This is a genomic window from Pseudomonas sp. JQ36 (assembly GCF_053851495.1).
Map to the genome: position 1 here is coordinate 120617 of NZ_CM132642.1, position 24902 is coordinate 145518.

Consider the following 24902-nt stretch of genomic DNA (forward strand, 5'->3'; position numbering starts at 1 on the left):
GATGGGCGCCGGGGCATTATTTGCCGCTGTACAGATTCAGATCGCCAAAGTGTTTCTTTTGAATCTCGGCGTATTTGCCGTCGTCGTGTAACGCTTTGATACCTTTATCTAAAAGCGCTTTCAGCTCAGTGTTACCTTTCTTGATACCGACAGCGGTTTTGGCCGGCAGCAATTCGCTGTCGACTGGCTTGCTGACTTCGTAGCCTTCGCCTTTTGGCGACTTCAGGAAGCCCAGTTCGGCTTGCAGCATGTCCTGAATGGCGGCATCGAGACGACCGGAAGTCAGGTCGGAGTAAACCTGGTCCTGATTCTGATAGGCCTGAGTCTTCACGCCAGCCTTGTCCAGCACGGCTTTGGCGTAGGCTTCCTGAATGGTGCCTTGCTCGTAGCCCACGGTTTTGCCCTTGAGGGACGCGACGTCTTCGCTCAGGCCGGAACCCTTTTTGAACACATAAGCAGTCGGGCCGGAGAACAGTTCGCTGGAGAAGTCGATGACTTTCTCGCGGGCCGGGGTCACGGTCATCGACGAGATCACACCGTCGAATTTATTGGCCTTGAGGCCCGGAATCATGCCGTCGAAATCGCTTTCGACCCATTTGCACTTGACCTTCAGCTCGGCGCAGATCGCGTTGCCCAGGTCGATGTCGAAGCCCACCAGGCTGCCGTCGGCCGCTTTCGACTCGAACGGTGCGTAGGAAGGATCAACGCCAAAACGCAGCTCTTTGTATTCCTTGGCCAGCGCGGAGCCGGCGGCCATGCACAACGCCAGTGCAGAAAGGGTCAGCAATGCTTTTTTCATTATTCAATCCCTAAGAACCAATATGAGCGCTTGTGGCGCAGAATTATTGTTACTGGAACGCGTACGACCTATAGAAAGTAGCAATTTCCGAACCAGAGTCCCGAACAAGTGTTTTAAAAGGTGGCGGGAGGGGGCGGCGAGAGGGATTGGTGCACGGGAATGGGCGGCTGTGGAAGGCTGCACCATGTTGGGTCGATGCACGCATTTTTAAGTGATGGGACGAGCCATTGTGGCGAGGGAGCTTGCTCCCGCTGGAGGGCGAAGCACTCCCCTGCGTTTTTCAGACAGACCGTCATTTTGCGACTGCTGCGCAGTCGAGCGGGAGCAAGCTCCCTCGCCACAGGAGCTTCGTTCGGTCAAAGGTGATGAATGTCCCGGAAAACCGGGTCAGGCCAGCAAGTCCTGCAACGTCGCCAGACTGTCCGCCTCATCCACCGTTTTATCCTGGCGCCAGCGCAACATTCGCGGAAAGCGCACGGCAATGCCGCTCTTGTGTCGGCGCGACAGGGCGATGCCTTCGAAACCCAGTTCGAACACCAGGCTCGGTTTGACGCTGCTGACCGGGCCGAATTTTTCCACGGTGGTCTTGCGCACGATGCTGTCGACCTGGCGCATCTCCTCGTCGGTCAACCCCGAATAGGCCTTGGCGAACGGCACCAGCGCCCGTTGGCTGGACTCAGGCGGGCCGTCCCACACGGCGAAGGTGTAATCGCTGTACAGACTGGCGCGCCGGCCATGCCCGCGTTGGGCGTAGATCAACACCGCGTCGACGCTGAACGGATCGACCTTCCACTTCCACCACACGCCCATGTCCTTGGTCCGGCCCACGCCATACAACGCGTCGCGGGCTTTGAGCATCATGCCCTCGACCCCCAGGCGCCGTGAGGCTTCACGCTGCCGGGCCAGATCGAACCAGTCGCTGCCGGTCAGAATCGGCGAGGCCAGTAACACCGGGTTGTTACCCTGAGCGATGACTTGCTCCAGTTGCGCACGCCGTTCGGCCTGCGGACGGTTGCGCCAGTCTTCGCCCTGCCACTCCAGCAAATCGTAGGCAAGCACCACCACCGGCACCTCTTCGAGGATTTTCTTGTCGAGGGTTTTGCGGCCGATGCGTTGCTGCAGCAGGGCGAAAGGTTGCACCGCCGGTGGGGCGGTCGATTGCGGATCGAAGGCGTCTGCGGTGGTCGGATGGGTACTTTTCCAGACTACAATTTCGCCGTCGATCACCGTGCCGTCGGGTAACGCGTGGATCAATGTATCGAACTCGGGGAAGCGCTCGGTCACCAGTTCTTCACCCCGCGACCAGACCCACAGCCGACCCTCGCGCTTGACCACCTGCGCACGGATGCCATCCCATTTCCATTCCACCTGCCAGTTGCTCGCCGGCCCCAGCAGCGCTTCAAATTCCTCCACCGGTTGTGACAAGCCATGGGCGAGGAAGAACGGGTAGGGCTGGCCGCCACGTTGCGCGTGTTCGTCGGCGGATTCCGGCGCGATCAGTTTCAGGTAGCTGGCAGCGTTCGGCCGGTTCGACAGGTCGGTGTACCCCACCAGGCGCTGCGCCACGCGTTTGCTGTCGAGGCCGGCCATCGACGCCAACGCGCGAGTGACCAGTAGTTTCGACACGCCGACGCGGAAGCTGCCGGTGATCAACTTGATGCACAGCATCAGGCTCGGCCGATCCAGTTGCGCCCACAGTGCGGGCAATTGGCGGGCGAGGTATTCCGGTGTTTCACCGCGCAGTGGCAGCAGCTTGTCTTCGATCCATTCGGCAAGACCGGCTTCAGAGCTGTGCAGGTTTTCCGGCAGCACCAACGAAATGGTTTCCGCCAGGTCGCCGACGGACTGATAACTTTCCTCGAACAGCCATGGTTGCAGCCCCGAGACGTCCACCGCCAGTTCGCGCAGGATGCGCACCGGTACCAGTTGCCGTGGGCGTCCACCGGACAAAAAGTACACCGCCCATGCCGCGTCTTGCGGTGCAGCCTGGGCGAAGTAGGTTTGCATCGCCGCCAGTTTGGCGTTGCTCGATGTGGTGGCGTCGAGTTCGGCGTACAGCTCGGCGAAGGCTTTCATGCTTGCACCTCGGCGATAACCGGCTCGGCGCCAATGTTTTCCTCTTCGTCGTCGCCGTATTCGGTGTTGAAACCCTGCGCATCCAGGCCTTGTTCACGCAGATGCCGAACCAGCACACCGATTGAACCGTGGGTGACCATCACCCGTTCGGCGCCAGTCTGTTCGATGGCCCAAAGCAGGCCCGGCCAGTCGGCGTGATCCGACAGCACGAAACCGCGATCCACGCCGCGCCGCCGGCGGGTGCCGCGCAGGCGCATCCAGCCGCTGGCGAAGGCGTCGCTGTAGTCACCGAACCGGCGCATCCAGGTGCTGCCGCCCGCCGAGGGCGGGGCGATTACCAGCGCCTGGCGCATGAGCGGGTCGGACTTTTTCACATCGCCGGCGTAGATCGTCGGTGGCAGGTATATCCCGGCTTCGCGGTAGACCCGGTTCAGCGGTTCGACCGCACCGTGACTGAGGATCGGGCCGAGGCTGGCGTCGATGCCATGCAGAATCCGCTGAGCCTTGCCGAACGAGTAACAGAACAACACGCTGGCCTTGCCCGCAGCGATGTTCGCCTGCCACCACTGGTTGACCTCACTGAACACCTGCGCCTGCGGCTGCCAGCGGTAGATCGGCAGGCCGAAAGTCGATTCGGTGATGAAGGTGTGGCAGCGCACCGGTTCGAACGGCGCGCAGGTGCCGTCGGGTTCGATCTTGTAGTCGCCCGACGCGACCCAGACTTCACCGCCGTATTCCAGACGCACCTGGGCCGACCCCAGCACATGCCCGGCGGGATGGAAACTCAAGGTCACACCGTGGTGGGTCAGCCGCTGGCCGTAGGCGAGGGTTTGCAGGTTGATGTCCTGACCCAGACGCGCACGCAAAATCCCTTCGCTGGCGCTGCTGGCCAGATAATGCTGATTGCCGGTACGCGCGTGATCGCCGTGAGCATGGGTGATCACCGAGCGCTCGACCGGGCGCCACGGGTCAATATAGAAGTCCCCGGCAGGGCAATACAAACCTTCGGGGCGGGCGATAACAAGGTCCATGTCGTTACCAGAATGGAGGGCTTGTTAGCTATGAGGTTGGCGCGAGTCTGGAAGTTCTATCGATTATTTTCGAGTCGCTACAAAACCAATGTGGGAGCGGGCTTGCTCCGGGCGGCGTTCCGACGAATGCAGTGTGTCAGGCAATACAAAATCGCCTGACACGACGCCTTCGCGAGCAAGCCCGCTCCCACAGGGAGGGACTGCGTTTATTTGCCCGGGGTCAGGGTCAAACGCGTCTTGCCATACACCCGGTCAAAGTTCTGCGGTTGCATTGGCAGACCGATGTACTGACCCTTGAGCCACGCATCGATGCCGTTTAGGTAATTCGGGCTGGCCGGGTTGCCGGACTGGCCGGTGCCGTTCTGGCCCATCAGTGGCTCACTCTGGCTGAAATCGACGATGAAACGCATCGACGGCGCCCGCGTGGTGCTGAAGTCCTGACCCCAGGCAAACGCTGCGGTATTGAGCGTGGTGTGATCGCCGCCGGCTGCCAGCGGGCCACGAACGGTCTGGCCGTTGGCGTTTTTCCACGTGTAGCTGTGCAGTTTGCCCCACTGCCAGGCCTTGCGATCGCCGCCCAACTGACTGTCGCCAGCGTTGATCGCGGCGACCAGACTGCGCGCTAGAATCACGGCTTTGTCTTCTTTCTGCGGGGTACGCAGGTCATCCCAGAACGGGCTGTCTTCGCGCCCGAGCAGGTGATCGGCCTGCGCCGCGTAGGACAAGTCGCCATTGGCAACAAAGGCTTTCCACGCCGCGCTCGACTCTGGGCCGAGTTCGTCGAGGAACATCTGCTTCATGCTTTCTTGCAGGAACAGCTCATAAATCGCCGCATCGGCCGAGGTCGGGCTGAGCTTGCCGTCGAAGGCCATCAAGCGGGTGAAGGCCTCGCGGGCCTTGCTGCGATCGGCTTCCGGCAGGGCGTCGATTGCCTGTTTCAGCGGCTGCTTCATGCCCGGCGCTTCAAACATTTTCTTCAGCTTGGCGGCAAACGTCGTGGTCTGGTCGTACTGCATGGCGATCACGCTGCGACCGTCCTGTTTGCCGCTGCCGGCCAGTTCCGCCAAGCGCTCGCCGCGCTCTGGCGCTGCCCAGGAGTTGGACAACTGCATGCCGTAACCGTGAGGAATGACCCGCTGGTTGGCGGTGCCGAGCCAGCCCTGGGCCGGATCCTGATCGTACGGGTGCAGCATCGGGTCGGCATAACCGTCCCAGTCGTAGCGACCTTCCCAGCCCGGCGATGGCAGCAGGCCTTCGCCTTCGCGCCGGTTGGGGAAACGTCCGGTGACCTGCCAGCCGATGTTGCTGGCGTCGGCGAATACCATGTTCAGGGCGATGGCGCGGATCTCGCGGCTGGCGTCTGACGCGCGTTCAACGTTCTGCGCGCGGGTCAGGTCAAAAAACGCGTCCAGCGATTTGTCATCGGTGAAGCTCGGGGTTTGCAGGGCCAGGCCAAAACCGTTGCCCTGCGCCGCCTGGGTACTGTTGAGCAGCGCACCGTGGCGGGTTTCGTATACCGCTTCGCGAATCGGTCGCTGGCCTTTGACGAAATAGGTTTCGTTGCGCACGCCCAGCGGCTGCCATTTGCCGTTAACCTCATAGGTCAGGCTGGTGCCCTGACGGCGGATTTTTTCCAGGAACAGGTCCTGGTTGTCGCCGAGCACGCTGGTGGCGCTCCACGCGACTTTGCCGTTGAAACCACCGAGCACCATCGGCAGACCCGCCACGGTGACACCCGCAGCCTGATATTTCGGCGCGCGAATCTGCACGAAGGTCCACAGCGACGGCGCGGCCAATGGCCCATGGCTGTCGCTGGCAAGAATGCTCTTGCCGCTGCGGCTGCGTTGCGGGGCGATGGCCCAGTTGTTTGAAGTGTGAGTGCCGAGCAGATTCCCCGCCAATTGCTGACTGGCGTTGCTCAGTTCGCTCAGGCCGGGGATCTGCCCGTTGAGCTTGAGGCCTTGCAGCTTGTCGGCCTCGGCCAATGGCAGATTTTCATCCGGTGCGGACGGGGTCAGCCAGGCGAGTTTGTCGCTGGTCACGGTTTGCGCCAGCACCAGCGAGGCAATCTCTTCCGGCAGGTTGGCCGACTGGCTGAAGTTCAACAGCGCGAACATCAGCGCCGAATCTTCAGGTTTCCAGTATTCCGGCTTGTAGCCGCTGGACGCGAGGTCGCCCGGCAGTTTGTCGGCGTAGCGGAACAGGTAGGCGTTGACGCCCCGCGCATAGACTTCGAAGAACCGCTTGAGGCGTGGCGACGAGGCCTTGTACAGCTCGTCGGCGCTTTTCTTCAGGTTGACCGCGCGCATGTAGCGGTCGGCGTCGAGCATCGATGCGCCGGACATCTCCGCCAGACGGCCCTGGGCCAACAGGCGCAGGGTGACCATCTGGTTGATGCGGTCGCTGGCATGCACGTAACCGAGGGCGAACAGCGCGTCGTGGAAGCTGTTGCTTTCGATCAACGGCATGCCCATGGCATTGCGGCGTACCGACACGTTCTGCGCCAGGCCCTTGAGCGGTTGCACGCCGGAGGTGGGCGGAAGGGTGTCCTGCGCGTTCCAGGTCTGGCAACCGGACAGGCTCAAGACACCGGTCACTGCTGCGGCAACGCCGAACCGGGGAAGAAAATGTGTGAGGGCTGGCGAGGCCATGGCAAAGCTCCTGCGGGGGGGTAGAGGCTGGGGGCGCAATAAAGCCGCTACGTTAGTGAGCAGGAGATGGCCGCGCAAGCGGGGCGAGCGGTTATTTCTGTATTTGTCTGACCAACAGCAAACCTGCAGAGATAACAGTGTTTTTGTGGCGAGGGAGCTTGCTCCCGCTCGGCTGCGCAGCAGTCGTTATCCAGACTGCGCATTTTCCTGATAGATCGCGGCGACCAGTTTGGGAGCGCTTCGCACTCCAGCGGGAGCAAGCTCCCTCGCCACAACAACGATCCTTCCAGATATCAGGATTTCGGCGGGTTGATCTTCTGCACCAAGACATACGCGTTCACCGTCGCCGGGCGATCCTTGATCGGGTTGAATCAGAGCTTGCTCACCCCGTGGCGGTGATGCTGAAGTGCGGGAAATTCACTGACCCTGCATGAGAAAAAACGCCATGGAGCTCAAGGCCAACGCTGCACTGATCATCATTGACCAGCAACAAGGCATTCTACATCCGCGCCTGGGGCGGCGGAATAATCCGCAGGCTGAAGAGCGGATGCTCGATCTGCTGGGGCTTTGGCGCCGTAGTAATCGTCCGGTGATTCATGTGCAGCACCTGTCGCGTGAACCGGATTCGGTGTTCTGGCCCGGGCAGTCAGGGGTGGAGTTTCAGCAGAGATTCATGCCGCAGGACGGCGAATGGCTGATCCAGAAACAGGTGCCGGATGCGTTTTGTGCCACGGAGCTTGAGGCACAGTTGCGTGAGGCAGGGATCGGGCAATTGATCATTGTTGGTGTAGCGACCCACAACTCGGTGGAATCCACAGCGCGCACGGCGGGCAATCTGGGGTTCGAGACGTGGGTGGTGGAGGACGCGTGTTTCACCTTCGACAAGACCGATTATTTCGGCACACCGCGTTCAGCCGAAGAAGTGCACGGGATGTCCCTGGGGAATTTGCACGGGGAATATGCGACGGTGATCAGCGCTGCGCAGATTCTGGCGGCTGTCTGAACATTTCGGGGTGAATGTTCCGGCCCTTTCGCGAGCAAGCCCGCTCCCACAGTCGAGTGCGTTCAGTCAGCGGGAACGCGGTCAACTGTGGGAGCGGGCTTGCTCGCGAAGGCAATGTGTCAGGCGAAGAATATCTTCACCTGAAGCATCAAGCGCCGTGGCACTTCTTGAATTTCTTGCCGTTGTCGCATGGGCAAGGGTCGTTGCGGCCAACGTCTTTCAGGGCGTTGCGCACCGGTTCCTGGTGGGCATGGCCGCAGTTCGGGCCGTGGACATGGCCATGGTCGTGATCATGATGATGGTCATGATCGTGGTTGCAGTCAGGGCCATGGACATGGGGTTGCTGAGTCATCGGTTGTACTCCGGAATTAAATCGGCGGGGATTATCACGCCATTGCGCTCCAGGTGCACGTAGTGGGCGATGAATAAACCGGTTTCCATTTCGCCCTGCAACCGATAGGGAATCTGCTGGTTGGGGTTTTTCAGCATTTTCACCACGTCTTTTACCCGAGGCCACAGGTTGGTGCGGATCGGCACTTTGAAATATGCACTGCGTTTTGGCCCGACGGTGAACCAGTGCTCATGCTCGCCTTCGGCCAGCAACAGGTCCGCCAGATGAATCCGGTATTCCAGACCGCGCACGGTCAGGTCGCTGTCGTTGGGGTTGTCGATGCGAAAGTGCAGGATGAATTTCTGTTCAAGCAACTTGGCCCGCACCACCTCGACTTTCACCAGGTGCACGGCGGGATCGACGCTGTCGTCGCTGAACCATGAGGCGCAACCGCCGAGGTTCAGGATCAGCAGCAGGGGAAGAATTTTGAGTGTGCGCCATAGTCCGAGCATGAGTTGACTCCCTTTGCTGGCAGTCTAGACGCTAAAAAGATCGCAGCCTGCGGCAGCTCCTACAGTGAGTCGCGTCCCTGTAGGAGCTACCGCAGGCTGCAATCTTTGGATCTTATGCGCCGAAATACCCCGCACAGCATTTCTTGAACTTCTGCCCGCTGGCACACGGGCACGCGTCATTGCGCCCCAGCTTCAACTGCACGGTCGGGTCGATGAAGTACCAGCGCCCGGCGTTTTGCACGAACGAGGAGCGCTCGCGGTGGCTGTGCTCGCCCTGGCTGTCGTGCCAGCGCGCGGTAAAGGTGACGAAGGCGTGCTCGGGCTGGCCGCCGAACACTTCCGAGCTTTCGACTTCAAGACCGAGCCAGGTGCTTTGCGCGCTCCAGGCGCTGATCGACTGGCGATCCAGACCGGCCTGCTGGGCGGGCAGGGTGGTGGCCACCAGATAATCGATCAGCCCCAGCACGTAGGCGCTGTAGCGCGAACGCATCAGCGCTTCGGCGCATGGCGCCGGGTGGCCTTCGTGATAGTGACCGCAGCAGGCCTCCAGCAGATTGCCGCTGCCGCACGGGCAAATGGCTGTACTCATTGCATTACCACCAGTATTTGCCGAAGTTTTCCGGATTGGCCCAGAACCGCGAGTTGAGCCAGTCGGGGACTTGTTTGTAGTCAAGCAGATCATAGGTGAACAGGGTCAGTACCTGCTCGTCACGCTGAAAGCGTTCGCTGGCCTGCAGCGCCAGCGAATAGAAATCGGTTTCCTGCCAGCCGCTGGCCGGCAGATCCGCCAGCACCGCGATGCGACTGGCGTTGAGATTGCGGATTCCGCCCAGCAGATTCAGGCCGTCGCGCTTGGGCAAATGCTCCAGGCAATCGACCACCAGCGCCAGGTCAAAGCGCCGCGCCGCGAGTTCGGCGGGCAGCGCGCCGGGTGCGGCGTGGGCCACGCAGGTGTCCGGATGTGCCTGCTTGAAAGCGGCGAGCGCCGGAAATTCGCTGGCGCCGATCAGCAGCAGACGCGCCGGGGCATAGCGATCCAGTAAAGCAGCCAGCGCCTGTTGCGGCGTGCGCGAAGAAATGGCGACGTTCATCGAAGCTCCTCAATCAGATCGCCAAGACTAGCGCTCCAGACGGATCCGGCCTAGACCCCGAATTGCCGCGCGCGGCAAAAGTGCCAAATCCCTGTGAACACGGTCCCAAATGCCAGTGGCCTATTGCTGGCGGAGATTAAAACTCCGGTCTTTACTCCGTGAATCGGTTCTAAGCCGATCCCTCAGGAGAAAACCAGATGAGCATAGTTCGGACAGCATTACCTTTGATTCTGCTAACCAGTGTGTTGACTGGTTGCGCAGGTTTGCAGAAAACCGACTGGCCGACCTGTGCGGCGGTCGGTGGTGTAGTCGGTGCCGGTCTCGGTGCGACGGAAAGTTCGGCGTGGGCCGGCTACGGCGCACTCTTGGTCGGCGGTACGGCAGCGGCCTATTGCTGGGTGCACGGTGATGGTGACGAAGACGGCGATGGTGTGCCGGACAGTCGCGACAAGTGCCCGGGCACGCCTAAAGGCGTACAGGTTGATGCTGACGGTTGCCCTCCACCAGCGCCTGCACCCGTGGTCGAAGAAGCTGTAGTGGTCAAGGAAGAAACCATTGTTATCCGTGATGTGCACTTCCAGTTCGACAAAGCCACCCTGACCGGCTCCGACAAACAGGTGCTGGATAAAGTTGCCACGCGCCTGAAACAAGAGTCGTCCACGGCGCAACTGACTGTGACCGGCCACACCGACAGCGTCGGCAGCGATGCCTACAACAAAAAACTGTCGGATCGTCGTGCGCACTCGGTGGTGGATTACCTGATCCAGCAAGGTGTACCACGTGCCAGCTTCGTCTCGGTCTCGGGCATGGGTGAAAGCCAGCCAGTGGCGGATAACAAAACCGCAGACGGTCGCGCACAGAACCGTCGTACCGAAATCAAAATCGTCCGCTAGCCCCTCTCGCATCCGCGGCTTGTGCAGTCGCGGATGCGGGTCTTTACTCCTGTGTAACCGGTATGGGCCGGTGACACAGGAGCTTTCACAATGACTGTTTTCTCAAGGTCCGTCTTGCCGGTGCTGCTGCTGGGCAGCCTGCTAACCGGTTGCGCCACTCATAGCGATGGCGATGCACCCCTCAATCAACGTACGTGGCCGATCTGCAGCCTGATCGGCGGGCTGGTCGGTGGCGGTCTTGGCGCCATTGAAAGTGGCGGCTGGGCCGGCGGCGGTGCGGCGCTGGGGATTCTGACTGGCGGGCTGATCTGTTATGCCCAGGATGGCGATGAAGACGGCGATGGCGTATTCGACCGCCGCGACCGTTGCCCGGACACCCCGGAAAATACTCCGGTCGATCACCGCGGCTGTCCGCTGCCGCAATATCCGGTCACTGCGAAAGCCCCCGAGCCTGCGCCGCAATCGGAAGTCATCACCCTCAGCGATGCCGGCAACGTGTTGTTCGATTTCGACAAGTCGGACCTGACCCCGGCCGCCAAAGCGCAGCTCGATACGCTGATGGACAAGTTGCGCAACGCCGACGTGGTCAGCATCAAGGTCATCGGCCATACCGACAGCAAAGGTTCGGATGCCTATAACCAGGCGCTGTCGGAGCGGCGTGCCAGCAGTGTCGCGGCGTATCTGCTGAGTCAGGGCCTGGCACCGAACAAACTGACCAGTGAAGGGCGCGGCGAGAGCGAGCCGGTGGCTGACAATGCGACCGAAGAGGGACGGGCGCAAAACCGTCGGGTGGAGTTGCATATCAATCGCTAGGACGCGTCTGTAGTCCGCAGACTAGAGCTGCCGGTCGCCGATTTTCGGCGATCCGGCAGCGATCCGACGACTGACAAAAGTTTTTTCTTTTGCGCCTCTGGCTTATCCCCCGCGTAAGCCGTTACTGTGCGCCCAAAGAATAATTCCGAGACGGGGGAGCGTATGAAGGTTTTCTGGGGGCTGGGGCGTTTGCTGACCCTGCTGTTCTGGTGCGTGGTGGTGGTCAATCTGCTGGTGCCGTTTGTGCATCCGCTGCATTTGCTGGTCAATCTGGCCGGCGGCTTGTTGCTCGCTCTGCACGTGCTGGAGTTGCTGTTCTCGCGCCTCAAGGGGCGTACCAACCCGTGGCGTGACCGTCTGCGCATCCTGCTGTTCGGCGTTTTTCACCTGCAAACCATCCCGGCCCCGGCCGCTCCGGAGGCTTCTTCCCATGCGTAAACTTTGCCTGCTCGCTGCATTCATCAGTCCCCTGGCCTGCGCCCAGGTGGTCAGCGTCGAAACCAATTCCCTGATGCGTTTGCCCAACACCGCCAGCGTCTTGCAGCTGGAACGGCTGGACGTGGCGGACTACGGCACTTTGCTGATTCCTTCCAACGTCACCGAGCTGACCGTCGGCGAATTGCGCCTGGGCCATGAAGCACGCATCGCGATTGTTCCGAGTGAACAAGCGCTGGACATGAAGGTCATTCGTGCCGAACTGTCCGAAGGCAGCCTGATTACCGCACGTGGTGCGCCGGGCACTTATGAAAAAGCCGCCCGTGCCGGGCGCAATCTGAATTTGCAGTTCAAGGCCTTGAACGCACCAAAACTGTTTGTGGATGCCCGTGGCGGTACCGGCGCACCGGGTTTCGTCGGCCTGGATGGCGGCAACGGTGAAGATCCGGGCTGCACCTGGGGCGCGGCCGGTCACGGTTTTGATGGCAGCAACGGCAGCGACGGCCAACCCGGTGCACCGGGGGCGCAGGTGCGTCTCGAAGTACCGCGTGAGTTCCCGGCCGAGCTGATCAAGGTCAACGTCGCTGGTGGCGCCGGTGGTCCAGCGGGTGTTGGCGGCAAGGCGGGCAAGGGCGGCCAGTCCAAGGGCTGCCTGGTGTATCGCGCCGATGGCGGCAAGAACGGCAAGGCCGGGGCGGATGGTCAGCCTGGGCCTGCGGGCGCGGCGGGGGCTGTGACCGTACAGCGCCTCTGAATAACAGCACTGTTCACAATTGTGGTGAGGGGATAAATCCCCTCACCACAAATAGTGCTTGTAGTGCTTGCCGTCAGCGGGTCAGAACATCGGCCGCGCCGCCGCAATCGCCACCAGCACCAACCCGACAATCAGGTTGATCCCCACCACTCGGCGAATCCGCCCCAATACCGCCGCACCCGCCGGCCAGTCCTTGGCTTCCACCGCTTTACGCAATTCCGGCAGCATCAAGCCCTGAATCCGGATAAACAGCGCCGTCATTACCACATACAGCCCGATCATCACCTGCACATATTTCGGCGCGGTCTCGAAACCGACCTGCTGCAAGTGCAACATGCCCACGCCGCTGATCGGCAACAGGATCACCGCGACCCAGACCCAGCGGAAAAAACCTTGAAACACTTCTACCCACAAGGTCAGGCGGGCGGGGCCGTCGAGAGCCTTGACCGCCGCCGGGCGCAGGACCATCCAGGCGAAAAACATGCCGCCGACCCAGACCAGGGCGGACAGGACATGCAGCGGATAAACGAGGCTAAAAGGTGTCATTGGGGCACTCCGTTCTGCGCGGGACTAATTAGCGGGGTATGATAGCGGCCGATCCGAACTACTGAAAATTTATCCAGCGTTTTTACGCCCGACATTCAATGATCAGCACTGAACTCAAAACCACGATCCAGGGCGCCTATTCGCGTTTTCTTGAAGCCAAGAGCCTCAAGCCGCGTTACGGCCAGCGCCTGATGATCGCTGAAATCGCCAAAGTCCTCGGGGATATCGACACCGACGACGAAGGCCGGCGCAGTGGCGACCCCGCGATTGTCGCGGTGGAAGCCGGCACCGGTACCGGCAAGACCGTGGCCTACAGCCTGGCGGCGATCCCGACGGCGAAGCTGGCCGGCAAGCGCCTGGTGATCGCCACCGCGACCGTGGCCCTGCAAGAGCAGATCGTCTACAAGGATTTGCCTGACCTGATGCGCAACAGCGGGCTGAACTTCAGCTTCGCGCTGGCCAAGGGCCGTGGCCGCTACATGTGCCTGTCCAAGCTCGATATGCTGCTGCAGGAAGGCCACGCGCAAACCGCCACCGCCCAGCTGTTCGAAGAAGAAGGCTTCAAGATCGAGGTCGACGAGGCCAGTCAGAAGCTGTTCACCAGCATGATCGAGAAGCTCGCCGGCAATAAATGGGACGGCGACCGCGACAGTTGGCCCAACGCGCTGGAAGACGCCGACTGGGCGCGCCTGACCACCGATCACAGCCAATGCACCAACCGCCATTGCCCGAACTTCGGCCAGTGCGCCTTCTACAAGGCGCGCGAAGGCATGGGCAAGGTTGATGTAATCGTCACCAACCACGACATGGTGCTGGCTGACCTCGCGCTCGGCGGCGGTGCGGTGCTGCCGGATCCGCGTGACACCATTTACGTGTTCGACGAAGGCCATCACCTGCCGGACAAGGCCATCGGCCACTTCGCCCACTACACGCGCCTGCGTTCCACCGCCGACTGGCTGGAAACCACCGCGAAGAACCTCACCAAACTGTTGGCCCAGCATCCGTTGCCGGGGGATCTCGGCAAGCTGATCGAGCAAGTGCCCGAGCTGGCGCGCGAGATCAAGACCCAGCAGCAGTTCATGTTCACCGCGTGCGAGCAGATTGCCGATTTCAAACCCGGCGAAGACGTCGAAGGCCGCGAGCGGCCTCGCCATCGTTTCGTCGGCGGGGTGATTCCCGAGCACATGCGCGAAATGGGCATCGAGCTGAAAAAGGGTTACTCGCGGCTCAACGATCTGTTCACCCGCCTGACCGACCTGCTCAAGGAAGGCATGGACGGCGAGGTCAACATCGGCATCGCCAGTAATCAGGCCGAGGAGTGGTATCCGCTGTTCGGCAGCCTGTTGTCGCGGGCGTCGGGCAACTGGGAGTTGTGGACTGCATTCACCGCCGAAGACCCGGAGGACAGCCCGCCGATGGCCCGCTGGCTGACGCTGGCCGAAAGCGGTTCGCTGTTCGACATCGAGGTCAACGCCAGCCCGATTCTTGCCGCCGAAACCCTGCGTCGCAGCCTGTGGAACGTGGCCTACGGCTGTCTGGTGACGTCGGCAACGCTGACCGCGCTGGGCACTTTCGACCGTTTCCGCATGCGCGCCGGCCTGCCGAAAAAAGCCGTCACCGCTGTGGTGCCGAGCCCGTTCCATCACGCCGACGCCGGTGTGCTGCGGGTGCCGGATCTGAAAGCCGACCCACGCGACGCCGCGGCTCACACCGCGGCGATCATCCGCGAGTTGCCGGATCTGGTCGAAGGCTCGCGCGGCACGCTGGTGCTGTTTTCTTCGCGCAAACAGATGCAGGACGTGTTCGACGGCCTCGACCGCGACTGGCGCAAGCAAGTGTTCATTCAAGGCAACCTGTCGAAACAGGAAACCCTGAACAAGCACAAGGCGCGGGTCGATGGTGGCGATTCCAGCGTGTTGTTCGGCCTCGCCAGTTTCGCCGAAGGCGTGGACTTGCCGGGTGCCTATTGCGAGCACGTGGTTATCGCCAAAATCCCGTTCTCGGTGCCGGACGATCCGGTCGAGGCGGCGCTGTCGGAGTGGATCGAGGCCCGTGGCGGCAATCCGTTCATGGAAATCTCGGTGCCCGACGCCTCGCTGAAACTGGTGCAGGCCTGCGGCCGTCTGCTGCGTACCGAAGAAGACCGCGGCACCATCACCTTGCTCGATCGGCGCCTGGTCACCCAGCGCTACGGCAAGGCGATCCTCAATGCGTTACCGCCATTCCGTCGTGAAATATCCTGAGACAACGGTGGGCAGTTTTGCCCGCCGCGCTGTCTATCTCTCTGCCATGCTTTTCCATTGGCCTTAGTTGGTCGTTAGGGAGAACTCCGTTCTTATGATTCGCCGTTCGTTGCCTGCCGTATTCGCCTTGATTTTTGCTGCCCCGTTACTGGCGGCGCCTGCGGGTCAGCAGACCCTGTTCAACTTCGTCCGTCCTGCCGACGTGGTGAAAGTCGTCACCGAAAACACTGACCTGCCCCAAGCCAACGCCGAGCAAACCCCTGAAGGTGAAGTGCTGCGCCGGGTGACGTTCAACCCGGTGGCTCGCCCGACCCTGCGCCTGACCCCGCAGACCGGCGCCTGGGACTGGTCGCAGTCGGGCATGATGAGCCTGCGTCTGCAGAGCGCAATGAACTGGGCCGTGACGGTCTACGTGCAAATCCAGAGCAACAACGGCCAGACGCTGACCAGCCGCGTCGACCTGCCGGCCGGCCCGGCGCAAACCCTCTTGGTGCCATTGGTGGCAACCTCGCCGCTGAGCCAGGGCATGAAGGCCGGGCCGCCGATGCCGATGACTGTCGACGGCCAGCGGATTCTGCTGGCCAGCAGCAGCGGTGAACTGGATCGCAGCCAGGTGGTGTCGGTGAGCCTGTGGATGGATCAGCCGAAAGCCGCGCAGAGCCTGCTGCTCGAACGTTTCGGCGTGCAGGACGGCGATGCCGTGACTCGGGCCGTGTACGGCAATCTGGTGGACGCCTACGGTCAATCGACCCGCAGCAAATGGCTGGAAAAAGTCAGCAACGATGAACAACTGAAATCCGCCGCCGCCAAGGAACAGCAACAGCTGAAAACCTGGCTGGCCGAGCGCGAAAAGTCTTCGCTGGACAAGTTCGGTGGCTGGAGCAAAGGCCCGGCGTTCAAGGCCAGCGGCTTTTTCCGCACCGAAAAACGGGACGGTCGCTGGTATCTGGTGACCCCTGAAGGACATCCGTTCTATTCGCTGGGGGTCAACACCGTCAGCCCGCAGGTCAACCAGACCTACGTCGCCGGTCGCGAGTACATGTTCGAATCCCTGCCCAAGCCCGACGAACCACTTGCCAGTCATTTTGGCGAAGGCGATAACCGTGGCGGCAACGGCGCGGATCAGGGCCGCGGCTATGGCAACGGGCGCTGGTACGACTTCTATGGCGCCAACCTGCAACGGGTTTATGGCGAGCCCTGCAAACCGGACAGCGATACCAAGGCCGGAATCGCTGAAGCGGCCAAGGCTGGGGCGGTTGAAGAAACCGCAGTAAAAGCTGCCGAGCCTGCGCCAAAGTCAAACGAGGCGAAGGCCGGTGTCGCCGCAGCGGCGAAAACAGACGCCGTAGCGACGACTGCTGAAAAGGCTGCCGATCAACCCGTCGCTGTGCCGTGCAAAGCCACGGTCGATCAGCAGAAGTGGGCCACGCACACCCTCGATCGCCTGCAGGCCTGGGGTTTCAACACCGTCGGCAACTGGAGTGCCGACTCGCTCGCCGACGCCGAGCGGGTGCCGTACACCTTGCCGCTGTCGATCGTCGGCGACTACACCAGCATCAGCACCGGCAGCGACTGGTGGGGCGGCATGCCTGACCCGTTCGACCCGCGTTTCGCCATGGCTACCGAGCGTGCCGTGGCCATTGCCGCCCGCGATCATCGTGATGATCCGTGGCTGATCGGCTACTACGCCGATAACGAACTGGCCTGGGCCGGCCCCGGCGGCGATCCGCAGTCGCGCTACGCGCTGGCCTATGGCACGTTGAAAATGACCACCGACGTGCCGGCCAAACGCGCATTCCTCAAGCAGTTGCGCGACAAGTACCGCAACCAGGCGGGCCTGTCGAAAGCCTGGGGCATTGATCTGCCGGCGTGGGAATTGATGGAAGACCCGGGTTTCGTGCCGCCGATGCCGAATCCCGAGCACCCGGAAATCGAAAACGACTTCAAATACTTCCAGAAGGTATTTGCCGACACCTACTTCAAGACCATCTCCGATTCGCTGAAATGGCACGCACCGAATCAGTTGCTGCTCGGTGGCCGTTTCGCCACCAGCACCCCGGAAGCCGTGGCGTCCTGCGCACAGTATTGCGACGTGTTGAGTTTCAATATGTACACGCTGAAACCGCAGGACGGCTATGACTTCGCCGCCCTGCGCGCTCTCGACAAGCCGGTGCTGATCACCGAATTCAACTTTGGCTCCAGTGATCGCGGTCCGTTCTGGGGTGGCGTGACGCAACTGGCGCGGGAAGAAGATCGCGGCCCGGCGTATGCCAGTTTCCTCAAACAGGCGTTGAGCGAACCGTCGATTGTCGGCGTGCACTGGTTCCAGTATCTGGACCAACCGGTGACCGGGCGTCTGCTCGATGGCGAGAACGGGCACTTCGGTCTGGTGGGGATTACCGATCTGCCGTATCAGGGCTTTGTCGAGGCGGTACGCAAGAGCAATTTGCAGGCAGTTGATCAGTTGGGCAAAGAGGCTGAAAAGGCCGCGGCCGCTGTCGGTCATGAAGCGGAGGGCGGGCGCAAGGGTGAAGCTGGCAAAGGCCCTGGGGCCGGGCATGCGGGTGGGCATTCGGGCAATGGTCACTGAGTCCTGACTCAGCGCGTTATCGTTCTTCGCGAGCAAGCTCGCTCCCACATCGGATTTGTGAACACCATCGAACCAGTGTGGGAGCGAGCTTGCTCGCGAAGGCGTCAGCCGCCTCACTGCAGCATTCAACCGTCCGGCCCGCAGCTGTTCCCAAATCCCTCAAGGGCTGGAACAATGCGGGCCACTTTGTAGAGCGTTTTCGCGGGGGAGTTGCGGGTGCAGATTCAGGGACATTACGAGCTTCAATTCGAAGCAGTGCGCGAGGCATTCGCGGCACTGTTCGACGATCCCCAGGAACGCGGCGCAGCCCTGTGCATCAAGGTCGGCGGAGAAACCGTCCTCGACCTCTGGTCCGGTACTGCCGACAAGGACGGCACCGAGGCCTGGCACAGCGACACCATCGCCAACCTGTTTTCCTGCACCAAGACCTTCACCGCAGTCACCGCGTTGCAACTGGTGGCTGAAGGCAAACTGCAACTGGATGCACCGGTTGCCCGCTACTGGCCGGAATTCGCTGCCGCTGGCAAAGAAACCGTCACCCTGCGCCAACTGCTCTGCCATCAGGCCGGTCTGCCGGCCCTGCGCGAGTTGCTGGCGCCCGCCGCCCTCTACGAATGGCAAACCATGGTCGACGCCCTCGCGGCCGAAGCGCCGTGGTGGACGCCGGGCACCGGCCACGGCTATGCCGCCATCACTTACGGCTGGCTGGTCGGGGAGTTGCTGCGTCGCGCTGACGGTCGCGGGCCGGGCGAGTCGATCGTCGCCCGTGTGGCAAGGCCGCTGGGGCTGGATTTCCACGTCGGTCTGGCTGACGAAGAATTCCACCGCGTGGCGCACATCGCTCGCGGCAAGGGCAACGTCGGTGATGCCGCGGCCCAGCGCCTGTTGCAAGTGACCATGCGCGAACCGAGCGCCATGACCACCCGCGCCTTCACCAATCCGCCGTCGGTGCTCACCAGCACCAACAAACCGGAATGGCGGCGCATGCAGCAACCGGCCGCCAATGGTCATGGCAATGCGCGCAGTCTGGCCGGTTTCTATGCCGGTTTGCTCGATGGCAGCCTGCTCGAAAGCGAAATGCTCGAAGAGCTGACCCGCGAACACAGCTACGGCAACGACAAGACCCTGCTGACCCGCACCCGTTTCGGTCTGGGCTGCATGCTCGATCAACCGGACATGGCGAACGCCACCTACGGCCTCGGCCCGCGCGCGTTCGGTCATCCGGGGGCGGGCGGTTCGGTGGGTTTTGCTGATCCTGAGCACGATGTGGCGTTCGGTTTTGTGACAAATACCCTTGGGCCGTATGTCTTGATGGATCCGCGCGCACAGCAATTGGCGCGGGTACTTGCCACTTGTCTGTAAAGCGTTACATGAGGTTCCAGGGTTGGAACCAGATCCGGTTTTTCGATTCAAAGTGTCTGTTTATCCGGGCGAAAGTGCTCTGATTTTTCATTACTTCATTTTGTGGATTTTCAATGTCAGCTAAAACGACTCTCGCCCTGGCCCTGTGTGTTGCGATCACCGGTTGTGCACAGACTCCAAAAAATGATGCGGACGGCGGCAGTTGGTGGCCGTTCGGGTCTTCCGACAAAGTGGCGGCCAGCGAGCCGGCACCGACGCCTGTGAAACCTGCCGCCAGCGCACCAGTGGCTAAAACCGAGAGCAGCAGCCCTTGGTACTGGCCGTTCGGATCCGATGATGCAGCAGCCAAGGCCGACATGAAGGCCGAAGTCGCCCCTGAAGCGAAAAAACCGGTGACGGTTGCCAAGGCTGAAGCCGACAAGGGCGGCAAATGGTGGTGGCCGTTCGGTGGCAAGGATCAGGACACCGCCAAAGTGGTGCCAATGCCGGACCCTAAAGTCACCCAGGCCTGGCTCGACGATTATGAGCCGCGCCTGCGTACCGCGATTCAGGACAGCAACCTGCAACTCGAACGCCGTGACAACGTGCTGGTCGTGACCGCACCGGTGGAAGGCTCGTTCAACCCGGATCGTCCGGCCATGCTGCTGCCAGTGACCCTGGGCCCGTTCACCCGCGTGGCAAAAATCCTCGAAGCTGACCCGAAAACCGCCGTACTGGTACTCGGTCACAGCGACTCCAGTGGCGCCGCGCCGGCCAACGTCAAATTGAGTCAGGAGCGCGCACAAGCCATTGCGGCGATTTTCCGTCTCAGCGGTTTGCAGCGTGATCGTCTGATGCTGCGCGGCATGGGTTCTGAAGCACCGCGTGCCGCCAACGACAGCGTTGAAGGTCGTGCCCTGAACCGTCGCGTGGAAATGCTGGTGACTCCACAGAACACCATGGTTGCGCTGCTGAGCAAATACAACATGCCGGCGCCGAAGCCTGTGACAATGGTTGCCGCGCAGGACGTCAAGCCTGTGGCCAAACCGGTCACCCCAGCGCCTGCTGCGAAGAAAGCCGCGGTACCTGCGACCAAAAAAGCGCCGGTCAAGAAAGCTGCCGCCAAGGCTCCGGTGAAGAAGGCCGCGACCAAGGCACCGGCCAAGGCGCCTGCGAAGAAAACCGCGCCAGCCAAAGCCGCCGCGACCGACAAGAAAGTCGCGGCTGCCGATGCCACCAAGAAGTGATCCGCTAACGAAAAGGAATGCGCCATGACCCAGGCTCTGGCAGATATGCGACGTGATTACACCCGGGACGGCCTCACCGAGGCGCAAGCCCCGGCCGAGCCGTTTGCGCTGTTCCACCAGTGGTTTGCCGACGCGGTGAAAACCGAACAGGCGCCAGTGGAAGCCAACGCCATGACCCTGGCCACGGTGGATGCTGACGGGCGGCCGCATTGCCGCATTCTGCTGCTCAAGGGCCTGGACGCGCAGGGCTTCACCTTTTTCACCAACTACGACAGCGCCAAGGGCCAGCAACTGGCGGCCAACCCGTTTGCCGCCATGACCTTCTTCTGGCCGACCCTTGAACGGCAGGTGCGCATCGAAGGGCGTGTGGTGAAGGTCACGCCGCAAGAGTCCGACGCGTATTATCAGGTGCGACCGCTGGGCAGCCGGCTCGGGGCCTGGGCGTCACCGCAGAGCCGGGTGATCAACGGGCGTGGCGAGCTGGAAGATCTGCTCAAGGCCACCGAGCAGCGATTCAGCGATACCCAGCCCGACTGTCCGGAACATTGGGGTGGTTACCGCCTGCTGCCCGAGCGCATCGAGTTCTGGCAGGGCCGTCCGAGCCGTCTGCATGATCGCCTGAACTATCGTCAGCAGGACGCCCACTGGATTCTTGAACGTCTGGCGCCCTGAGCAGTCTACCGAGCGAGATAGCCTGCCGCTGCGGCCTCAAGCCACTTCGGCAGGTCCCGACGCTTGATCTTTTGCGCGCGGGCATCGGCCAGTCGTTCCAGCATGAAGGCGCGTTTGCCTTCATCCTTGCCCGCCAGGGACAGCGCCAGGTCACGATCCATCCAGCGTCTGATCCGCACGTACAGCCACCCGTGGAAGTACAGACCGGTAGCGGTGGTGATGAAAATGATCAGGTAATCCATGGAAATCCTTGGGTTTGGCGCGGCAGGTTGGGCGATTTGGCGCTACTGTAGGGTGGGCTGCCGGAGCCTGTACCGGGCCTGAATAAAATCAAGTTTATCCGGGCTGCGTCGTGACAGGCGTCAAGCAGCGGGGTTTAATGAACACAAGTTCTTTTGGAGTTGATGCTATGCGTAAGTCTGTTCTGCTGGTTGCTTCCTTTTCCACGATGGCGATGTTGCTGACCGGCTGCCAGTCGAGCCTGACCGGTGACTCCTACTCCCGTGACGAAGCGCGTCGTGTGCAGACGATTCGCATGGGCACCATCGAATCCCTGCGTCCGGTGAAAATCGAAGGCACCAAGACCCCGATCGGCGGCGCTGCAGGCGCAGTGGTCGGCGGTGTCGGCGGCAGCGCCATCGGTGGCGGCAAGGGCAGCATCGTCGCGGCAGTCATCGGCGCCGTTGCCGGCGGCCTGATCGGTTCGGCCACCGAAGAAGGCCTGACCCGCACCCAGGGCGTGGAAATCACCGTGCGCGAAGACGACGGCAGCATGCGTGCCTACGTGCAACAGGTTCAGGAAAACGAAGTGTTCCGTGTGGGTGAGCGCGTGCGCATCTCCACCGTCGGTGGCACCAGCCGCGTTTCGCACTAAGCGGGAACGAGCGGTAAAGAAAAACCCCGATCAGGTGACTGGTCGGGGTTTTTTATGATCCTGGGTGCCGGTTACCAGACGTCGCAGTAGTCAAACGAAATTTGATAGTCGTGAGTCGTTAGGGAAATATTATTTTGAAAGTAAGGTTGAAGGACAGGTTTCCAACTTTCGAGTACGTTGAAGCCGCCATTATTAATGTTGTTTTCTACCGGTATACCCAAGGCATTCAAAACGGTTTCATCGTCGCCTAAATCCTCGGAATATTCTTCGCCCTCGCATAGATGGGTTTGCTTGTCGTACCACTCCAGCCTTAGTTTTAATCCCATCATCACCCTCACAAGTATTTTTTTCTGATGCTTCTTTCATCCTTCGGGCCCTCTCGTCGCTCTCCTGTAAAAGGGTCAAAAGCGCCTAGGTGAGCTCCGTCACTTGCACGGTAAACTTCCAACTCGCCGTGCATCGAGTCCCACTCATAAATTCTCCTGCCTTTGGCATCCTTCCATCGTTCCCGAAGTCCGCCACCTCCTTGTACGGGATTCATTTTCTGTGCCTTTTTCAGGCCGGGAAACGCGGTAATTTCCTCTGCTTTCGGAGGTTTATGATAGCTGTGTCCCGCTGGTGGTAAGCCTTTGCGCGAGGAGTTGACCACGATGTATAGAGGCCGAACCCCCGAATCCGCCGGAAACACCAGAATGAAATCCCGATACTCCGGCGGATAAACCGGATTCACCAAAATCCCGTCCGCCGCTTTCGTCGGCGGATAAACCCAGATGTGCGGTGCCTGCGGGGCGGCTTCCAAAGCGGGAATGCCGAGAACGTCCGAGCCATCCACCGCAGGCGTCCAGATCAGTTCGATGCCTTCACCCAGGTCGGCGACGAACCGGTTGCCACGCGCGGTGAACTGCACGACATCGACCATTTCCCAGTCGCGATTCCTGCCGGTGTAGAAGCCGTAGCCGTTGAGGCTGCCGTCGTCCTGTTGTTCGACGCGCAGGCGAACGCGGGTGCGGGCCTGTTTGAGGCTGCGCAGTTGCTCGTCGCTATAGAGTGCGCTGTCGCCAAGGCTGGAAGGCATGAGCAGCGCCACCAGTCCTGCCAGGGTGGCGGTAGCCGTCCCGGCGGCGATCGCGGGTAGCGTCTCGAACGCGGTGCCGGCCAAGGCGAAGCTGCCCAGCCCGGCGGGGATTGCGGTGGCGCCGATTTTCTTCAGGGCGACGCCGCCGGTTTCATCGCTTTCGCGAGCGCCAAGCAGGATCAGCTCGCCGTAATCCTTGAGGCTGTCGGTCGGCACCATCCCCGAAGGATTCGCGTAGTCGATGATCGCGTCCGGCAATTTGCAGGACTTGGCGAATACGCAGCCGGCGCGCACCGGATCAGGCTTTTGGGCCGCTATTTCGCGGCTGCGCTCGAAAGCCTCCTGCCGCGCCAGCATGGCGTCGTAAGCGTTTTGTCGGGCTTCGCGCTCGGCCAGTTCAGTGGCCGTCATGTAGCGCCAGGTGACGTGATGACCGTCGCCCGCCGGCGGGTTGGGGACCCGGGGAATGTCCTTGTTGCGAGCCACTGAGCGTCCTTTCGTTCATCCATCGACAGGCCCTCGAAAGGGCTGTGCGACGTTAACGAAGCAGGCAAAGGGTGGCTGTAGGACGGGTCTTTGATTAAGTGCGGATTGTTCGCTATTTGTCAGGCAGGAGAGCGAGCAGGCCCATTTGCACAGAATCTGGCAGTTGGCGGATGAATTGAGCCTCAGCTGTATCTGTGAGGCCTGCAGGTTTTTTCCTATGCTTGAGAGCTGAGCCTGTGACGAGGCAATTCCTGCCCGAATCAACGAGAGCATGACCATGAGCGACAACCGACAGTGGGCCCGCGAAGCCATCCGCATTATCGAAGCGGACTTCCAGCGCAGCGCCGACACCCATCTGATCCCTTTGCCGCTGCCAGGTTTTGCGGGAATTGAGCTGTACTTCAAGGACGAATCCAGCCATCCCACCGGCAGCCTCAAACATCGTCTGGCACGTTCGCTGTTCCTGTATGCATTGTGTAACGGCTGGCTCAAACCCGGCGCACCGGTGATCGAGGCGTCCAGCGGTTCGACGGCGATTTCCGAGGCGTATTTCGCGCGCATGCTCGGCTTGCCGTTCATTGCGGTGATGCCGGCGACCACTTCGAAAGAGAAGATCGCGCAGATCGCCTTCTACGGTGGCCAGAGTCATCTGGTGAAGGATCCGACGCAGATTTACGCCGAATCCGAACGTCTGGCCCGCGAGCATGGCGGCCACTTCATCGACCAGTTCACCTACGCCGAGCGGGCCACCGATTGGCGGGCGAACAACAACATCGCCGAGTCGATCTTCCAGCAGATGCGTTTCGAGAAACACCCGGAACCGAGCTGGCTGATTTCCAGCCCCGGCACCGGCGGCACCACCGCTACCCTCGGTCGTTACGTGCGTTATCGCCAGCATTGCACCCGGGTATTGTGCGCCGACGCCGAGCGCTCGGTGTTCTTCGATTACTACCAAACCGGAGACGCGAGCCTGCGTCTGGACTGCGGTTCACGGATCGAAGGCATCGGCCGGCCCCGGGTCGAGGCGTCGTTCCTGCCCAAGGTCATCGATGCGATGGTCAAGGTGCCGGACGCCTTGTCGCTGGCGGCCATGCATTATCTGGCGCAGCGTCTGGGACGGCATGTCGGCGGGTCGAGCGGCACCAACCTGATCGGCGCACTGATGGCGGCGCAGCAGATGAAAGCGGCGGGGGAGTCGGGGTCGATCGTGGCGATTCTGTGCGATGGCGGCGAGCGCTATGCCGACACCTATTACGATCAGGGCTGGCTGAAGGCGCAGGGCTATGAGCTGGAGGGATTGATTGCAGCGGTGGCGGCGAGTGCCGAGAAAGGTGAGCCGCTGCCGACTTCAGTTCTGCGCGCCAATATCTGAAGTAACACAGAAACCACTGTGGGAGCGGGCTTGCTCGCGAATGCGGTGGGCCAGTAAACATTGTCGT

Annotated in this window: 24 protein-coding genes; 12 read left to right on the forward strand and 12 right to left on the reverse strand. The window is 61.4% G+C overall.

The genetic code is table 11. The features are described 5' to 3' along the window. Window positions 1–16: 16 nt before the first annotated feature. From ACS4NR_RS00630 to ACS4NR_RS00645, 4 genes are all read right to left on the reverse strand, one after another. On the reverse strand, window positions 17–799 hold the full coding sequence (locus ACS4NR_RS00630; protein ID WP_042557957.1) for a transporter substrate-binding domain-containing protein: 783 nt from the start codon (window positions 797–799) through the stop codon (window positions 17–19). 387 nt (window positions 800–1186) lie between these two features. Next, entirely contained in the window at window positions 1187–2875 is a 1689-nt protein-coding gene (locus ACS4NR_RS00635; RefSeq protein ID WP_456018857.1) for an ATP-dependent DNA ligase, read from the reverse strand. Then, complete coding sequence (locus ACS4NR_RS00640) at window positions 2872–3906, reverse strand: ligase-associated DNA damage response exonuclease (RefSeq protein WP_095138436.1); 1035 nt, start codon at window positions 3904–3906, stop codon at window positions 2872–2874. Before ACS4NR_RS00640 ends, ACS4NR_RS00635 begins: the two co-directional genes overlap by 4 nt. A gap of 206 nt (window positions 3907–4112) precedes the next feature. After that, window positions 4113–6557, reverse strand: coding sequence for a penicillin acylase family protein (locus ACS4NR_RS00645; protein WP_456018858.1), 2445 nt, complete (start codon window positions 6555–6557; stop codon window positions 4113–4115). Window positions 6558–7002: 445 nt separating this feature from the next. On the opposite strand from ACS4NR_RS00645, the gene ACS4NR_RS00650 reads away from it, so the two are divergent. Then, on the forward strand, window positions 7003–7560 hold the full coding sequence (locus ACS4NR_RS00650; protein WP_456020419.1) for a cysteine hydrolase family protein: 558 nt from the start codon (window positions 7003–7005) through the stop codon (window positions 7558–7560). A gap of 148 nt (window positions 7561–7708) precedes the next feature. Here ACS4NR_RS00650 and ACS4NR_RS00655 read toward each other — a convergent pair whose 3' ends face one another. From ACS4NR_RS00655 to ACS4NR_RS00670, 4 genes are all read right to left on the reverse strand, one after another. Then, window positions 7709–7912, reverse strand: a complete 204-nt coding sequence (locus ACS4NR_RS00655; protein ID WP_456018859.1) for an SEC-C metal-binding domain-containing protein — start codon at window positions 7910–7912, stop codon at window positions 7709–7711. Continuing rightward, entirely contained in the window at window positions 7909–8403 is a 495-nt protein-coding gene (locus ACS4NR_RS00660) for an LEA type 2 family protein (protein WP_456018860.1), read from the reverse strand. Before ACS4NR_RS00660 ends, ACS4NR_RS00655 begins: the two co-directional genes overlap by 4 nt. A gap of 112 nt (window positions 8404–8515) precedes the next feature. Beyond that, window positions 8516–8992, reverse strand: a complete 477-nt coding sequence (locus tag ACS4NR_RS00665; RefSeq protein WP_027614356.1) for a YchJ family protein — start codon at window positions 8990–8992, stop codon at window positions 8516–8518. 4 nt (window positions 8993–8996) lie between these two features. Then, the gene (locus ACS4NR_RS00670) at window positions 8997–9494 is read right to left on the reverse strand and encodes a DUF6231 family protein (RefSeq protein WP_095138440.1); all 498 of its coding nucleotides are present in this window, start codon (window positions 9492–9494) and stop codon (window positions 8997–8999) included. A gap of 197 nt (window positions 9495–9691) precedes the next feature. Here ACS4NR_RS00670 and ACS4NR_RS00675 point away from each other — a divergent pair, with 197 nt between their 5' ends. From ACS4NR_RS00675 to ACS4NR_RS00690, 4 genes are all read left to right on the forward strand, one after another. Further along, complete coding sequence (locus tag ACS4NR_RS00675) at window positions 9692–10387, forward strand: OmpA family protein (RefSeq protein ID WP_095138441.1); 696 nt, start codon at window positions 9692–9694, stop codon at window positions 10385–10387. Window positions 10388–10477: 90 nt separating this feature from the next. Then, window positions 10478–11200 carry an OmpA family protein gene (locus ACS4NR_RS00680; RefSeq protein ID WP_095138442.1) on the forward strand — a complete coding sequence of 241 codons (723 nt, stop codon included), beginning with the start codon at window positions 10478–10480 and terminating at the stop codon, window positions 11198–11200. Window positions 11201–11362: 162 nt separating this feature from the next. After that, complete coding sequence (locus ACS4NR_RS00685) at window positions 11363–11638, forward strand: DUF1145 domain-containing protein (RefSeq protein WP_204895043.1); 276 nt, start codon at window positions 11363–11365, stop codon at window positions 11636–11638. Next, complete coding sequence (locus ACS4NR_RS00690) at window positions 11631–12389, forward strand: collagen-like protein (protein ID WP_456018861.1); 759 nt, start codon at window positions 11631–11633, stop codon at window positions 12387–12389. The genes ACS4NR_RS00685 and ACS4NR_RS00690 overlap by 8 nt, the downstream gene beginning before the upstream one ends. Window positions 12390–12470: 81 nt before the next feature. Here the strand turns inward: ACS4NR_RS00690 and ACS4NR_RS00695 are convergent, their stop codons facing one another. Continuing rightward, window positions 12471–12935, reverse strand: coding sequence for a DUF2269 family protein (locus ACS4NR_RS00695; protein ID WP_095138445.1), 465 nt, complete (start codon window positions 12933–12935; stop codon window positions 12471–12473). Between the two features lie 98 nt (window positions 12936–13033). On the opposite strand from ACS4NR_RS00695, the gene dinG reads away from it, so the two are divergent. The 5 genes from dinG (at window position 13034) to pdxH (ending at window position 21028) form a co-directional block, all read left to right on the forward strand. After that, on the forward strand, window positions 13034–15178 hold the full coding sequence (dinG, locus tag ACS4NR_RS00700; RefSeq protein WP_003222341.1) for an ATP-dependent DNA helicase DinG: 2145 nt from the start codon (window positions 13034–13036) through the stop codon (window positions 15176–15178). Between the two features lie 94 nt (window positions 15179–15272). Then, on the forward strand, window positions 15273–17768 hold the full coding sequence (locus ACS4NR_RS00705; protein ID WP_456018862.1) for a beta-galactosidase: 2496 nt from the start codon (window positions 15273–15275) through the stop codon (window positions 17766–17768). 216 nt (window positions 17769–17984) lie between these two features. Then, on the forward strand, window positions 17985–19130 hold the full coding sequence (locus ACS4NR_RS00710; RefSeq protein WP_456018863.1) for a serine hydrolase domain-containing protein: 1146 nt from the start codon (window positions 17985–17987) through the stop codon (window positions 19128–19130). Between the two features lie 113 nt (window positions 19131–19243). Beyond that, entirely contained in the window at window positions 19244–20356 is a 1113-nt protein-coding gene (locus tag ACS4NR_RS00715; protein ID WP_456018864.1) for an OmpA family protein, read from the forward strand. Between the two features lie 24 nt (window positions 20357–20380). Further along, on the forward strand, window positions 20381–21028 hold the full coding sequence (gene pdxH, locus ACS4NR_RS00720) for a pyridoxamine 5'-phosphate oxidase (RefSeq protein WP_166496547.1): 648 nt from the start codon (window positions 20381–20383) through the stop codon (window positions 21026–21028). Window positions 21029–21033: 5 nt separating this feature from the next. On the opposite strand, the gene ACS4NR_RS00725 is transcribed toward pdxH, so the two are convergent. Next, window positions 21034–21270: a hypothetical protein gene (locus ACS4NR_RS00725; protein WP_456018865.1), complete on the reverse strand. Its 237-nt coding sequence runs from the start codon at window positions 21268–21270 to the stop codon at window positions 21034–21036. A 167-nt stretch (window positions 21271–21437) separates the two neighbouring features. On the opposite strand from ACS4NR_RS00725, the gene ACS4NR_RS00730 reads away from it, so the two are divergent. Continuing rightward, a complete protein-coding gene (locus tag ACS4NR_RS00730; RefSeq protein ID WP_007969461.1) occupies window positions 21438–21902 on the forward strand; it encodes an outer membrane lipoprotein in 465 nt (154 codons plus the stop codon). 71 nt (window positions 21903–21973) lie between these two features. On the opposite strand, the gene ACS4NR_RS00735 is transcribed toward ACS4NR_RS00730, so the two are convergent. Together ACS4NR_RS00735 and ACS4NR_RS00740 are read right to left on the reverse strand one after the other, a co-directional pair. Next, a complete protein-coding gene (locus ACS4NR_RS00735) occupies window positions 21974–22231 on the reverse strand; it encodes a colicin E3-like toxin immunity protein (RefSeq protein ID WP_456018866.1) in 258 nt (85 codons plus the stop codon). Window positions 22232–22236: 5 nt separating this feature from the next. Then, complete coding sequence (locus ACS4NR_RS00740; protein WP_456018867.1) at window positions 22237–23463, reverse strand: S-type pyocin domain-containing protein; 1227 nt, start codon at window positions 23461–23463, stop codon at window positions 22237–22239. A gap of 277 nt (window positions 23464–23740) precedes the next feature. On the opposite strand from ACS4NR_RS00740, the gene ACS4NR_RS00745 reads away from it, so the two are divergent. Next, window positions 23741–24835 (forward strand): PLP-dependent cysteine synthase family protein, encoded by a 1095-nt coding sequence (locus tag ACS4NR_RS00745; RefSeq protein WP_115986242.1) that lies wholly within the window; start codon window positions 23741–23743, stop codon window positions 24833–24835. Window positions 24836–24902 lie beyond the last annotated feature (67 nt).

Bases quoted from the DNA above. Each gene is read 5' to 3' on its own strand.
- ACS4NR_RS00630 (WP_042557957.1), bottom strand. From the start codon at position 799: ATGAAAAAAGCATTGCTGACCCTTTCTGCACTGGCGTTGTGCATGGCC.
- ACS4NR_RS00635 (WP_456018857.1), bottom strand. From the start codon at position 2,875: ATGAAAGCCTTCGCCGAGCTGTACGCCGAACTCGACGCCACCACATCG.
- ACS4NR_RS00640 (WP_095138436.1), bottom strand. From the start codon at position 3,906: ATGGACCTTGTTATCGCCCGCCCCGAAGGTTTGTATTGCCCTGCCGGG.
- ACS4NR_RS00645 (WP_456018858.1), bottom strand. From the start codon at position 6,557: ATGGCCTCGCCAGCCCTCACACATTTTCTTCCCCGGTTCGGCGTTGCC.
- ACS4NR_RS00650 (WP_456020419.1), top strand. From the start codon at position 7,003: ATGGAGCTCAAGGCCAACGCTGCACTGATCATCATTGACCAGCAACAA.
- ACS4NR_RS00655 (WP_456018859.1), bottom strand. From the start codon at position 7,912: ATGACTCAGCAACCCCATGTCCATGGCCCTGACTGCAACCACGATCAT.
- ACS4NR_RS00660 (WP_456018860.1), bottom strand. From the start codon at position 8,403: ATGCTCGGACTATGGCGCACACTCAAAATTCTTCCCCTGCTGCTGATC.
- ACS4NR_RS00665 (WP_027614356.1), bottom strand. From the start codon at position 8,992: ATGAGTACAGCCATTTGCCCGTGCGGCAGCGGCAATCTGCTGGAGGCC.
- ACS4NR_RS00670 (WP_095138440.1), bottom strand. From the start codon at position 9,494: ATGAACGTCGCCATTTCTTCGCGCACGCCGCAACAGGCGCTGGCTGCT.
- ACS4NR_RS00675 (WP_095138441.1), top strand. From the start codon at position 9,692: ATGAGCATAGTTCGGACAGCATTACCTTTGATTCTGCTAACCAGTGTG.
- ACS4NR_RS00680 (WP_095138442.1), top strand. From the start codon at position 10,478: ATGACTGTTTTCTCAAGGTCCGTCTTGCCGGTGCTGCTGCTGGGCAGC.
- ACS4NR_RS00685 (WP_204895043.1), top strand. From the start codon at position 11,363: ATGAAGGTTTTCTGGGGGCTGGGGCGTTTGCTGACCCTGCTGTTCTGG.
- ACS4NR_RS00690 (WP_456018861.1), top strand. From the start codon at position 11,631: ATGCGTAAACTTTGCCTGCTCGCTGCATTCATCAGTCCCCTGGCCTGC.
- ACS4NR_RS00695 (WP_095138445.1), bottom strand. From the start codon at position 12,935: ATGACACCTTTTAGCCTCGTTTATCCGCTGCATGTCCTGTCCGCCCTG.
- dinG (WP_003222341.1), top strand. From the start codon at position 13,034: ATGATCAGCACTGAACTCAAAACCACGATCCAGGGCGCCTATTCGCGT.
- ACS4NR_RS00705 (WP_456018862.1), top strand. From the start codon at position 15,273: ATGATTCGCCGTTCGTTGCCTGCCGTATTCGCCTTGATTTTTGCTGCC.
- ACS4NR_RS00715 (WP_456018864.1), top strand. From the start codon at position 19,244: ATGTCAGCTAAAACGACTCTCGCCCTGGCCCTGTGTGTTGCGATCACC.
- pdxH (WP_166496547.1), top strand. From the start codon at position 20,381: ATGACCCAGGCTCTGGCAGATATGCGACGTGATTACACCCGGGACGGC.
- ACS4NR_RS00725 (WP_456018865.1), bottom strand. From the start codon at position 21,270: ATGGATTACCTGATCATTTTCATCACCACCGCTACCGGTCTGTACTTC.
- ACS4NR_RS00730 (WP_007969461.1), top strand. From the start codon at position 21,438: ATGCGTAAGTCTGTTCTGCTGGTTGCTTCCTTTTCCACGATGGCGATG.
- ACS4NR_RS00735 (WP_456018866.1), bottom strand. From the start codon at position 22,231: ATGATGGGATTAAAACTAAGGCTGGAGTGGTACGACAAGCAAACCCAT.
- ACS4NR_RS00745 (WP_115986242.1), top strand. From the start codon at position 23,741: ATGAGCGACAACCGACAGTGGGCCCGCGAAGCCATCCGCATTATCGAA.